Below are 13,319 nucleotides of genomic sequence, written 5' to 3' on the forward strand. Positions count from 1 at the left end.
CCGACTTCCTTCAGATTCCGTCTCGCGATGGACACCCTTGTCTTAAGCTATGCACTTGGCACTATTAACCCGTGCTAGGGACTTTCACCCATTAGATTGCGCCCATGCCGGGCGCACAATAAAAAAACACAGTTCCCTGCGTTTTTCTCTTTGAGTTGTTTAAACCTAAATAAGAATATGCTTTACTCTTTGTACAAACTTTTCCCAAGCATCAGCATCTGAGTCTAAAAAAAAGGCATTATCAACTCCAAATATATTCTGAGTCTTTTGTTTATAGTGTCTTGATGTTTCATAACCATTTATATATAGATATTCGTAACCCACTTGTGCCTTGATAATATCATAGTATCCTTTATAAGTATCAAAATTCTTAGTGGCATGAAGACCACTTGATTTTACCTCTAAAAGAATATGCTTATCTCTCTTACTTATCTTAAAGTCAGTAACTCCTTTGCTTCCGGTTTTAAAACTGCTAAGCTTGAACTGTTCCGATATTTGAAGCTCTTCGAATATCGTTGGTGATGAGCTTTTCAATTCTTTTGAAAGACAATTACATATTGTTTCCTCAAATACCCAACCATTTAATGCTACAAAATTAGGTGTAGTAATAGTAGAACGAAATTTCAATAGCTTTAACTCATTCTGAGCATCTAATAGATTTTTATCATATGAATCCAAAATGTCTTTATTAGTATACATCACAGTATATCCCCCCACTTTAATTTTATTTACATATCTAGTTATTACCTTTTATATTTAAGTAAGTTAAATTCTTTAGTAGTATATTCTTCGGTATCGTAGAAAATTACTTTTTTAAAAAATCACTATATTTCTACATAAACCACCAGATACCAGGTAACATTCTAATTAAAATAACGACAACTAGATTTGATAGTGGTTGGACGTGAATGCTACCAAATAACAATAACAGCACAATTTCGGCTTGCTAATATTATTTTTATTGATATTTTGTTATTCTAAATCTTGAATTTCTTTAATTATAGAAGGGAGTGCCTCTATAATATGATTTGCATTTACACAAAACATTTTCTTTGAAAGTTTATCCCCACAATATCCGTGAACATATGCACCAACACATGATGCAGTGAAGACATCATAGCCTTGGGAAATGAAAGATGCTATAATACCCGTCAAGCAGTCTCCCATTCCCCCTGATGCCATTGCGCTGCTCCCAGTAGGATTAATTTGCAGGGTTTTACCATCTGTAATTATTGTATTAAATCCTTTAAGTAACAAAACAACATCATGTTTTTTTGCAAATTCTTTTGCTATATCTATTCTATTTTCATTTATTTCATCTATTGAAAACCCTGATATTCTTGCCATTTCCCCCATATGAGGTGTAAGAACTATTGGGCAACTCTTATTTTTAAGCATTTCAAGGTTCCCCTCAAGCACATTTAAACCATCTGAATCAATTACAACAGGACATTTAGAATTTAGCAAAACCTTACTAAGTAAATTTAAAGTACCCTGGTTATTCCCTAGTCCTGGACCAATTGCAATACAATTACTATTAGTTATCAAGGAATCCAATCTTTTTTCATCATTAGTTACAGCGGTCATGGCTTCAACTAATTTTTCACTAAGTATATTTTGAATTGAGCTATCGCAGCCTAGTGTAACAAGTCCAGCTCCACTTCTAACAGCCGCCTGGGTTGAAATATACGCCGCACCTGTAAAACCTAGTGACCCTGCCAAAATAAGTGTTCTTCCATAATCGCCTTTATGTGAATATTTGTTTCTTTTAACAATTGTTTTTTTAATAAAATCTATATCCATTATATATTCATTTTCATGAAATTTTTCTACTACAATTCTTGGTATTCCAATACTCTCAACAACAATTTCTCCAGTAAGGGACTCACTGCCTCGCGCAAGAAAACCCTTTTTATAAAGTTCAAATGTAACTGTTTTATTACTCTTAATACAATTCCCCATGACTTTTCCACTATTACACTCAAATCCTGATGGCACGTCAATTGATAAAATATACTTGCTATTTTCATTCATAATTGTAATTGCTAAGGAATATATGCCCTCAACTTCTCTAGATATTCCTGTTCCAAAAATTGCATCAATAGTAATATCACTGTGAATTATACTTATTCTTAAAATATCCAGATCCTCATTATTACTTACTTTTATTATTTTAGCACCCATATTTCTTATAATATTAAGATTAACCAAGGTATCTGCGCTCATATTTTCCTCTGATCCAAAAGAGAATATCTCCACATAATTTCCTCTATTCAAAAGATGCCTTGCGACAGCAAAACCATCTCCACCGTTATTCCCACTAGAGCAAACAATTACAACGTTTTTATTATTTTCTGGTATGTTTTTTATTACCTTTAGAGCTGCATTTTCCATCAGCACAATGCCCGGAATCCCTAAAATATCTATACAATAGCCATCAATACTTCTCATTATCTGTGTTGTTCCAATTTTCATTTTTATTCCCCTCCAAAACTGCCTTTCTTAGCTGTTTTTAATAGAATCAACAAATTTTTTAGTAATTAACTGCGGTCTAGTAATAGCTGCACCTACAACTACAGCCCAGGCCCCCGCATCCAGACATTTTATAGCATTTTCCGGTGAGTCGATGTTTCCTTCTGCAATAATTGGTATATTTAATACATTTCTTAAACTTTTTATTAATTCGATATTTGGTTTTGGTTTATCCAATGTGTAATCAGTATATCCACAAAGTGTGGTTGAGACTATATCAAAACCTATTCTTTCAGCTTCTATACCCTCTTCTAGATTAGATATATCTGCCATAACAAGTCCCTTGTATAACTGTTTTATTTCCTTAAAAAACTCTTCGAGTGTTTTACCATTTGGTCTAGTCCTGCTTGTGGCATCAACTGCAATAATTTCCGGATTAATAAATAGCAATTCCTTAACCTCTTCTATTGTCGGTGTTATAAAAACATTACAATTGCCATAAACTTTTTTATAGATTGCTATCATAGGCAAATTAACATTTTGTTTGATTTCAAAACAATCTGTTGGAGAATTAGCCCTAATACCAATTGCTCCACCCATAAGCGCTGCTTGAGCCATTCTCATCATTATTTGTGAACTATGCAATGGTTCATTTTCAAGTGCCTGACAGGATACAATTAACCCACCTTTTATACTATTAAGCACTGTCATTAAACTTTTCATTTTATCACTCCGTCCTAACAAATTTTAGTATTTGAAATTCTATTTATATATATAAGCATAACATTTGCAATTCACATACTAATTATATTTCCTATCACTTTTCCATTGCCACAATCTATATTATACCGCTTTGACTAAAAACTCAAGTTCCTAGGATTAATCTAAAAACACTAATCTAAAAATACTCACTGGAATAAATTAAAGCAAAAAAGATTTTCTTAAGCTTAATGTGGTTTCTGATATGAATAAGCAGATTCAATAAGGCAACAAAAACCATCTGAGTTCCAGATGGTTTTTTGTTGTTATTTATCTAATTGTTCTAATATAGTGCCCAGTTGCTTAATATACTCTCCATATTTAGTCCAATCTAAAGCCTTTTGAGCATCAAGTGCTTTTGTATATAAATCATTTGCCTGCTTAATTAGTGCTATCTTAGCTTGGCTTAACGGCTCTGTAGTAGCTCCTGTTGAACCTTGAACTACTGCATCTGGTACCTTATAATTGAATATCTGTGCAAGCCCAGTTTCCATATTATCAACCATAAGTAGCTTATTATCGTAAGATAATATTATTTTTTTCATTTCTGGAATACTATTTTTACCACTAGCTCTTAGATATAGTGGTTCAATATAAAGAAGCGAGTTATTTATTGGTAAAATTATAGTGTCTCCGTATTGTACTTTAGATCCACCTGTATCCCACAGTGAAAGTTGTGCTGAAATTGTAGTATCTTGACTTACCCTGGTATTAAATTGGTGAGGACTGTAAACTGATTTTTCCGCTGGAAATTTATTTAAGAACAGTTTACCGTAGTTTCCTACGTCCATTCTAGCACCTAAAATTGCGGTCATGTTATATTTGTCCTTTATGTTAAAATATTGTTGTAATATCATTTCTTGATTGTCTGAATCTGGTAATTTTTCTATAATATATGGTGGAATAGTTGTCTTAACCTCCCCACCTACTGCGTTTGCGTTCTTAGAAACATCCCAAATATCCTCTCCGCTATAGAATACTCCAGGATCAGTTACATGGTATCTTCCAATTACTGCACTTTGAATATTAAATATATCAGATGGATATCTAAAATGTGCTTTAAGGTCAGCTGGAATTTTTGACATATCCTTGAATAAATCGGGATAAATTTTTGCATAAGTTTGCACAATTGGATCAGTTGAATCTGCCATATAATAATTTGTAGAACCATCATAAGTATCGATGACAACCTTAACGGAATTTCTAATATAATTTATTCCATTTTGTGGCTGCGAATAAGGATATTGAGTAGATGTAGTGTAGGCATCGAGTATATAGTATATTTTGCCTTCACTTACAACAACATACGGATCTTGATCATAATTTAAAAATGGAGCTATCTTTTTCGCCCTATCAACTACATTTCTATTAATAAGAATTTTGCTTGTGCTCTTAATATCTCTTGATAATAGAAAATTTAATTCTCCATTATTTATTGCAAATAAAACCTTATTAATAAAACTCATTTTGATTCCGGCTTTTCCATCATAATTTGTTACTTTATTTACGTCACCTTGGGGATAGTCAAATTCACTAACATTAGTATTTACCAATGCATACAAATTTGTTTTCTCACCAAAATAAATTCTCGGATTAGTTAACTTAATATCTGTACTGTTTGAAATTGGCATACCTTTAATTACAAAATCAGGTTGCCCTTCTGTTGTAACCTCATTTACTTTACTCATTACAACACCATACCCATGAGTATAAATCATGTGAGTATTTTGCCAAGTATCTGGTGATAACAATTTCGAGTCTATTTCTCTTGCTGAAATAAACACTTGACTGTATTTACCGTTTATTTTGTATCTATCTACATCTATATCACTAAAATTATAGTAATATCTTAATATTTGAACTTGATTATAAAATTCAAGTGCTTGCGCTGTTGAATTTATCCTAATGTTATCTACTGTCTTCTGATTTTTTGAAATATCCTCTTTTGTCAAATCATTTTTTACATCAAAAGCTTTTGTGGTGATATCGTCTATATTAAATGCTTTCCTTGTATAATTAATATTATTTTGAATATATGTTTTTTCGAATTCCTTTTCATTTGGTTTTACAATGCTACTTTGAACTACTGCTGCTGAGATTACTTCTACAACACTAATTAAAACTAGAGCACCAATTGAAATTATTATTGGCTTAACCTTAGATTTTAAAACACTTATAAATATTACTACTGCAGAAAGTATACTTGCCACAATTAATACTTTATAGAACAGTAGTGTTACATGAATATCCGTATAACTTGCACCATATGCGACTCCCCTAGGACTATAAACTAGATCCAATGAATTTATCAAAAATCCAAGTGAAAGAAAAAGTGCTATTAGCGCTGATATTATTGCAAGCTGTTTTCCTGAAAATGCAATGAGCTCCTTACCGAGTTGTTTTATATTTCCAAAAGAACTTGATATTTTCCCCCCATAAGAAAGATCCTTTGATTTAATTATAAAGAAAACTACTATTTTAACAATAACTAGTAATACAAGTAGTGTCATTATAACTGTATATAAAGATTCAATTAGCGGAAGTTTAAAAATATAAAAAGACACATCTATATTAAAAATAGGGTCTTTCTCATTAAAGCTAACTGCATTAATAAATTGAAGAAGCCTCGACCAATATGCTGATGCAAAAGAAAAAGAAAATAGAAAGGAAAAAATTAAATTACAAGCTATAAATATTTTATTCTCAATAGCTCTTCTCTTAGCATTTACCTCAACTACTATTTTCAAGTGCATGATACTCTTTCTAATACTCTTATAGTATACCCATATACCAAGATAACTAATTATAAAAACAGGTATCATAAACTTAGACACAGTAATTATTTTTGTGAAATATACTGAAAGGTAACCCATTTGATTAAACCATTCAATATTAATAATAAATTGAACTATGTTACCTGTAAAAAGTAAAAGTACAATAATAATTATAAATACAATAGATATAACTAACTTTTTTTTCATAAACGCACCTCTTATTTATTTTGATTGATATTAATGACATTTATCCACTATTTTAATAAATTCCACATAAAACTTATTTTTCCTTCTATTAAAGTAAAAATAAATACCTTTTGGTTGTTTTCAAAGTAATACCCATAAAGCGCACTAATATTCACATTTATCATACAAGCTCCTTATAGATTTTATTAGCCTCTTTGTATTTTCTTTTTTTTTCTAGGTACTCTATTAATTTTAGCTTTATAGGTTTACAAAGATTAAAGTAATTTATACTTTCATAATAAGGTAATATTCTTTTTGTAACTTCTTCATAAAACACACTTTCCTCAAAATTAAAAATACTCAAATAAAAAAAGTATAGTAAATTATAGTAAATTGAGCCTTCATATTCTCTTGTTAAATACTTATTAAATATCTCTTTACATTCTTCAATTCTCTTTAACTTAATACATGCCTCTACATAATTAGAGGCCGATAAAAGGGGGTCACTTTCCGTTTCTAAAGCCTTTTTAGTCCAGACTATGCTTTCCTCATACATTTCTCTACAAAAATATAAGTAAGACAAATTAACATATAAATGCCCGAAAATTTTATTGATATTAAAATAATCAGCGCCTGTTAATGCTGCTTTAAAATGTTCTTCTGATTTTTCATATATCTTTAATTCTGTGTAACATATTCCCAAATAGTTATGACACCATAATGCATTAATATACCTCCCGCTGCTTTCATAGCCATCTAGTGCTTTTTCTAAATAGTATACTCCTTTTAAAGGCTCATTGTTAAAACAATAGGAAAATCCCAAATTATAATTAATCCAAGGGGTTTCTTTTAGTTTATAGGCATTAGTTAATCTTTCTATGCCTTTATTATGATTATCGTATTTATATAAAATTTTTCCAGATACAAATAGATATAAATATTGAAGTTCATGGCTTAAAGAGGAATAAATCTTGTCTAAAGCTGCTATATCCTGCTTTAAATCATTATAACTTACATGCTCTACGAAGTTATTATACATAAGTAGATATATTTTATACTCAATATTATAAGGGGATGTACTTATTAAATCTTCTACATTTAGAAGCTCATTATATATTATTTTTGCTTCTTCATAATTCAAGCTTTCTATTTGGAACATCATATTATAAAATTGTTGTCGTATATGACCGATATTACCAAACTCTTCAATTTGATTTATATTTAACTTTTTTAAAAGAGCTTCAATTATTTCGCCTCTTAATTTTTTCTTACCATTTTCAAAATAACTTAAGTGGCTTATAGAACATATACCATAAGCTAGAGCACTTTGGCTGATTTCATTATTCAATCTATTATATTTAATCCAACCTGATAAAAAATCATACTCCATTTTTTTACCAAATATCTCTATTGTATCTGTCATAATTAAGCTCCCTCGTTTTTATAGGTATAGATTTGGCTTTAACTGAACATTATATGCAGATTTCACTATTTATTGTGAATTATATATAATATTATAACATTAAAAGAAGATATTAGTAAGATTTTTTCAATATAAATGATTTGATATTTTAATGAAACTTCATTAAACTTATAATAAATAACAATTTGAAAAAAAGGATATTTTATGAATTTCAAGAAAATAATTTAACAGGATTGGTAGGGGTAAAAATGAAAAAGATAACTAATTGTCTTAAACCATATAAAGGGTTACCAATGAGCATATATGTACTATTCTTAGCTTCTATAATTAACAATATGGGGAATTTCGTGGGACCATTTTTAACAATGTTTTTGACCTATAGAATTGGAATTAGCATTAGCCTGGTTGGAGTTATAGTTGCAGTAAATGCAGGTCTTGGCATGATAGGTACTATGCTAGAGGGCAAGCTTATAGATACCATAGGAAGAAAAAAGGTACTTGTAGTGTTTGGAATTGCAGCAGGAATAGGATACGGAATTTGTGCATTTATAAATAATCCAATTATTATTACAAGCATATTAATGGTATCAAGTTTTGTTGGAGGATTTTCACATCCAGTTTACAGTACAATAACTACTGATTTAACGCAGGGAGACCAGCGAAATGCAGCATTCTCTCTGAATTACATGGCAATGAATATTGGATTTTCAGTAGGTCCACTTTTAGCTGGATTTCTTTATGAAAATTATTTGATGTGGTTCTTTTTAGGTGATGCTATTACAACTTTCCTGTCTATAGCACTTATATTAATATTTATACCTGAGAGTATGCCAACTAAAGAAGAAATAGAAAAGTCAAAAGTTAAGACTAATGAAAGTGCAGAAGACGGTAACTTAGCACGTGCTCTTTTAAAAAGACCTACATTGTTAATGTTCTCTTTTATCATAGTTATATATTTTATAGTATTTTCACAGTTCACCTTTGGACTTTCAATACAAGTTGGCGATATTTTTAAAAATAACGGTCCTACTATATTTGGAAGTCTTATGACCGTAAATGCAGTAATATGCAGTGTGCTAACAATATTTATTACTTCTGCGACTAAAAATATTAAAGCATCTTTATGCATAGCTATTGGAGGATTATTGTATGCGATGGGATTTGGAATGATGTTTTTTATAGATGCATATTATTTGTTTATTATATCAGCAGCTACATGGACTGTGGGAGAAATACTTGTAGCAACTAATACAAGTGTATATATTGCCAGTCAGACCCCCATTACCCATAGAGGAAGGTTTAATTCGGTATTTCCTATAATAAGAAAGCTAGGATTTATGATTGGACCCATGATGGCTGGTTTTTATGTAAAGTACACTAATATCAGAAACTTATGGCTTCTAGTGGCTATTTTAGCTTTAATTGCGTCTTTAATGATGTATAGATTATATGTAGCAGATAAGGTAGAAATTAAAGAAGCACAACATAAAACAGCATAATCATGTCCTAGACAAGAGATATTTTACACAACTCTTGTCTAGGACATGTTTTTTCTTTTAATTATTTTCCTGAACAGTCAATTCTGATTTCATGCCAATGGCATCATTTCTAAAATCTTCATCTGTAGTGGCTTTTATTATAAAGTCTAAACATTCTATTGCCTGCTCGTCATCATCTAACGCATTATATGCATAAACTTTATAATAGTAAATAGTACAAATTGATTCTACGTCGCTTTTATCTGCTATATAAAGCATTCTATCACAAATGCTAACTGCCTTTTTAAATTCATCATTATTCATGTAGAGACTTAGCAAATAATATAATGAATCATATTTATCCCCTTCTATAATTATAGTATCTTCTAAAGCTATTATGGCTCTACTAAACATATTAAGACCTATTAGTGACTCACCTACTCCAAATAAAGCATCCGCAGTATCATCAATTTCCCTTGCAGTATTGTAATAGAGAAGTGCATTATAAAAATCTTCCTTCTTAATTAAACTCTCTCCTTTTTCTATAAGCGATTGATAATCCTTATCTTTCATATTTAAAGTCTTTTTAATCAATTCTTCAGAATAAACTGTATTTATAAACCCTTTATTATATGATTCCATAAATTCTAAGACTTTCGGAATGAATATTGTTTTAGCATATCCAGATTCCGCATACCATATGTTTGACTGCCCCATGCCCATATCCTTTCCAGCAACTGCAGCTCTAGGAATTTCAAATTTTCTTTCTGATTCGGGTAGTAAAAAACAATCTTTACTCTCTGCTTCTATACTAAAATATAAATCTCTGCCTATCCCACCATATGGGTAAGCTTCTTGTGAGTATCTATATAGAGTTGCATTTTTGTACCAACCAACAATAACATTTTTCCCGATTTTTCCTTGTTTGGCAACCCAAATCACAAGTACATTATCTACACTATCATCGTTTACTGTTGCCTTTTCAAATCTCTCTAAATGCAGAGAACCGCCCCTATTTGATACATATCCATAACATTTACCGTTATAATCTTGAAAATTATATGCTTCATGAGCCTCATTATTTTCCCCTATGTATCTTCCACCCGTTTTGCCTAGTTTATCTTCATCACTTACTCCAATATAATTTTTTAACCATGTAGCATTACAAAATATGATTCTCATATTATTTCTCCTTCCAAATATGCCCAGAGGTCAGCTCCCTAATTTGTACACCCTCTTCATCAATTTCTAAATTCAGTGTTTCCCAATTTCCTGAAAGGTGTTTCAAGAATTTTTTCAACTTTTCCTGAGTGTTGTTATCTTCTTTTTTAAGGATTACCATAATTGTTGGTCCAGCGCCACTAAGATATACTCCTAGAGCTTCACTATCTTGAACAAAACTCGTAATATCTGAATAATTTTCAATTAAACTTGTCCTATATGGCTGGTGTAACTTATCATTACAAGCTAGTTTTATTCCTTTATAATCACCATTAACAAGAGCTGCAATAAGCATTGAAACCATACCTACATTATAAACCCCATCTTTAAAGGGTATTGTCTCTGGAAGCACCGCCCTGGAAGCCTCCGTTGATAATTGTAACTTCGGAATTAATGCACAAAATTTTATTCCTCCACTAATTGGAATTTTATTATAATGAGTAACTCCCTCATTCATAATTGAAGCAGTCATGCCCCCAACCATTGCAGGAGTAACATTATCTGGATGACCTTCAATCACGCAAGCAAAATTTAAAACCTCTTGTCTTGTTAAAATATCTCCACATAGCTTATTAGCAGCTATAATCCCTGCTAATATACATGTAGCACTACTTCCAAGGCCACCCTTAACTGGCAAATCAGTTTTAAATGTTAGCCTAACACCTTTTGGAGCTTTTCCAAGCTTTTTAAAAGTTTTTAGCATTAAGCTATAAACCAAGTTATCACTATTTCTAAATTTTTCATCACAACCAAAAATCTCAAATCCAGTTTCAATCTCTTCAACTATAAATCTATTATAGAGTTTGAAAGCAACCCCAAGCGTATCCAGTCCTGGTCCCATATTTGCACTTGTAGCAGGTACTTTAATTTCAAACATAACCATTCCCACCTTTTCTTGTTATACTAAGGCAATTCATGTAACGACCTTTTAATATGACAAAATTTATTTGTTTTAAAATATATTATACCGTTTTGACTAAAAATTCAAGTTCCTAGGATTTAAAACTGATTTACTAATCAAGATAAGGAATTATATCAATCCCGTAAAGTAACCCCTGATACTTTCTCAACTATGCGAGAAAGCATCCAAGCCCCTTTTCCTGTACAGTTAGTCGAAATTGATTTAATATAGATTTTTTCATGTTTCCCCCTCCAATTTTTTTCATAATGTTATAAGCTAACGCATTATATGTAATGTTATTATTTCAACCCTATAATTTCTTATCAATCTCCAAAACTGTTTGCAAAACTACGTTTATACCTCGCAAGCAATCTTCAACAGATGTGAATTCAGGTTCGCAATGGCTGTGTCCATCCTTACTTGGGACGAAGATCATAGTAGTAGGAACTATGTCCGCAGCAAACTGTGCATCATGTCCTGCACCGCTGTACATTCTTTTGCTTGTATAACCAAATGAGTCAGAACTCTTCTGAACCAAGTCAACTAATTCCTTATTGAATTCGATTGTATTACGAGCCCATGCTTCTTGATACTTCACTTCACATTTATCGAATTCCTTAGGCATATTCTTGATTATTTCAACAACTTGTCTAATTACTTCCGGATTCTGATGTCTTGCATCTAATGAGAAGTCAACCAAGTCAGGAATAACAGTATGTACACATGGATGGCAAAGAATTTCGCCTGTTGTGTAAACAAGATTGCTATCAAGCTTATCTAACTCTGTATGTAAATACTTAATAGCAGAAGCTGCAGCCAAAAGAGCATCTCTTCTGTAAGGCATTGGTGTAGTTCCCGCATGATCAGCCTGTCCATAAGTCCTGATTCTGTAATTTACCATTCCTACAACGCCCTCTACAATACCAATTTGCTTCTTTTCAGCTTCAAGTACAGGCCCCTGTTCTATATGGAGCTCCAGCATTGCCATGTAATCTTTAGGATTTAATCTGTTGAGAGCATCCCCTACATATCCGCTATTCTTCAAAGCTTCGCCAAAGGTCTTGCCTTCTGAGCTCTTTGAATTAAGCATCTCAGCTTTATTAAACTTACCGCAGACAACACCCGAAGACATCATTGCAGGTGGATAAAGTGAACCTTCTTCATTGGTCCAAATCATAGCTGTAATTGGATGATTATGAGAAATATTTTGTGAAACAATTGTTTCGACTACTTCCATTGCTGTAATAACTCCAAGTATACCATCGTAGTTACCACCATTTCTAACAGAATCACAATGCGATGCCATTACTATTTTAGGAAGGTCAGTTTCCGTTCCTGCAAAAGTTGCATATATGTTCGCCATATCATCGGTTACGATTTCAGCACCAATTGCTCTCATTCTTTTTACAAATTCTGCTCTTGCCTTGAGATCTTCTTCAGACAAAGAAAATCTTGTGATACCTCCATGTTCGGCATTACCAAACATTGAGAATGTTTCAATTTTATTTTTTACTCTATCTTTATTGCAAGTTAACATATTACAAGCCTCCATTTTTAATTTCCTCTAAGAATTTCACTATCAAGCAATCCGTTGACCACATTATATTGACCTTCTATTAATTTAATACTATCATATAGCTTTCTATTTACAGGTGTAGGAATACCATATTTTTTACCTAGTTTCAATATTTCTCCTGCAAATAACTCCACTTCACTATAGCGCCTCGCTTCCATATCCTGGCGCATTGATGGTTTTCCTTCTTGATTTAATTTGCTTAATACCTCCAGCCAATAATTTAAATCTGCCACCGTTAAACTGATGCTGCCATTTCAGACAAAGCCGAGACCTATAATTGATACTGTTTTTATTTCCATACTTGCTCCCACCCTTTCAATATTATAAACCATAAACCCCGGGGGGCTGTGCGAAAACCTATAAAAAACTATTAATAATCTGTCAATTTTGGTATAATTAATTTATATTATACCAAAGGAGAAGGATAAATTATGAACTATATTTTGGGAACAGATAGACTGCAAGCAAGTGTAGAATGTTTTGAAGATTATATAGAAACCGATAACGAAGTTAGAGTTATCGATAAAAT

Annotated in this window: 9 protein-coding genes and 1 pseudogene; 1 reads left to right on the forward strand and 9 read right to left on the reverse strand. The window is 31.7% G+C overall.

All coding sequences use genetic code 11. The annotated features are described in order from the left end of the window. Positions 1-165: 165 nt before the first annotated feature. The 5 genes from ACREVU_RS08290 to ACREVU_RS08310 all read right to left on the reverse strand — a co-directional run bounded on the left by ACREVU_RS08290 (position 166) and on the right by ACREVU_RS08310 (position 7,614). The gene (locus tag ACREVU_RS08290; protein ID WP_431551135.1) at positions 166-702 is read right to left on the reverse strand and encodes a hypothetical protein; all 537 of its coding nucleotides are present in this window, start codon (positions 700-702) and stop codon (positions 166-168) included. A gap of 270 nt (positions 703-972) precedes the next feature. After that, positions 973-2,475 carry an NAD(P)H-hydrate dehydratase gene (locus ACREVU_RS08295; protein ID WP_431551136.1) on the reverse strand — a complete coding sequence of 501 codons (1,503 nt, stop codon included), beginning with the start codon at positions 2,473-2,475 and terminating at the stop codon, positions 973-975. A 27-nt stretch (positions 2,476-2,502) separates the two neighbouring features. Further along, positions 2,503-3,195 carry an N-acetylmannosamine-6-phosphate 2-epimerase gene (locus tag ACREVU_RS08300; RefSeq protein ID WP_431551137.1) on the reverse strand — a complete coding sequence of 231 codons (693 nt, stop codon included), beginning with the start codon at positions 3,193-3,195 and terminating at the stop codon, positions 2,503-2,505. A gap of 302 nt (positions 3,196-3,497) precedes the next feature. After that, entirely contained in the window at positions 3,498-6,212 is a 2,715-nt protein-coding gene (locus ACREVU_RS08305; RefSeq protein ID WP_431551138.1) for a UPF0182 family protein, read from the reverse strand. Between the two features lie 160 nt (positions 6,213-6,372). Beyond that, entirely contained in the window at positions 6,373-7,614 is a 1,242-nt protein-coding gene (locus ACREVU_RS08310; protein WP_431551139.1) for a tetratricopeptide repeat protein, read from the reverse strand. 248 nt (positions 7,615-7,862) lie between these two features. On the opposite strand from ACREVU_RS08310, the gene ACREVU_RS08315 reads away from it, so the two are divergent. After that, positions 7,863-9,113 carry an MFS transporter gene (locus tag ACREVU_RS08315; protein WP_431551140.1) on the forward strand — a complete coding sequence of 417 codons (1,251 nt, stop codon included), beginning with the start codon at positions 7,863-7,865 and terminating at the stop codon, positions 9,111-9,113. A gap of 57 nt (positions 9,114-9,170) precedes the next feature. On the opposite strand, the gene ACREVU_RS08320 is transcribed toward ACREVU_RS08315, so the two are convergent. The 4 genes and pseudogenes from ACREVU_RS08320 to ACREVU_RS08335 form a co-directional block, all read right to left on the reverse strand. After that, the gene (locus ACREVU_RS08320) at positions 9,171-10,274 is read right to left on the reverse strand and encodes a tetratricopeptide repeat protein (protein ID WP_431551141.1); all 1,104 of its coding nucleotides are present in this window, start codon (positions 10,272-10,274) and stop codon (positions 9,171-9,173) included. 1 nt (position 10,275) lies between these two features. Further along, complete coding sequence (thrB, locus tag ACREVU_RS08325; RefSeq protein ID WP_431551142.1) at positions 10,276-11,190, reverse strand: homoserine kinase; 915 nt, start codon at positions 11,188-11,190, stop codon at positions 10,276-10,278. Between the two features lie 334 nt (positions 11,191-11,524). Beyond that, positions 11,525-12,751, reverse strand: coding sequence for a Zn-dependent hydrolase (locus ACREVU_RS08330; RefSeq protein ID WP_431551143.1), 1,227 nt, complete (start codon positions 12,749-12,751; stop codon positions 11,525-11,527). 17 nt (positions 12,752-12,768) lie between these two features. Continuing rightward, a pseudogene (locus ACREVU_RS08335) lies at positions 12,769-13,035 on the reverse strand (ketopantoate reductase family protein); the annotation flags it as partial. Between the last annotated feature and the right edge of the window lie 284 nt (positions 13,036-13,319).

This window comes from Clostridium sp. (assembly GCF_050717535.1).
Taxonomy (GTDB): Bacteria; Bacillota; Clostridia; order Clostridiales; family Clostridiaceae; genus Clostridium_AD.